A 255-nucleotide genomic window follows, 5' to 3' on the forward strand; every position below is an offset into this window, starting at 1 on the left:
GTACTGAGCCAGGCGTATGCCGGTGGCCCGACGGGCGCCGAGATCTTCGAGCTGGACTTCGTGCTGGTCGAGACCGCGCTGCTGCTGGCCTCGAGCTTCACCTACGGCCTGGCGATGCTGGGCATGAACCGCGGAGACAGCTCCGCGGTGATCAAGTGGCTGATGATCACCTTCGCCTGTGGCGCAGGCTTCATCGCGATGGAAATCTATGAGTTCCATCACTTGATCGTGAACGGCCATGGTCCGGACAAGTCC

At 62.0% G+C, this 255-nt stretch carries 1 pseudogene; it reads left to right on the forward strand.

Annotated elements, in window-relative coordinates:
- Positions 1–255 (forward strand): annotated as a pseudogene (locus R0J88_RS21715) (cytochrome o ubiquinol oxidase subunit III); the annotation flags it as partial.

This window comes from Pseudoalteromonas sp. SIMBA_162, from assembly GCF_046535955.1.
Classification (GTDB): Bacteria; Pseudomonadota; Gammaproteobacteria; order Enterobacterales; family Alteromonadaceae; genus Pseudoalteromonas; species Pseudoalteromonas marina.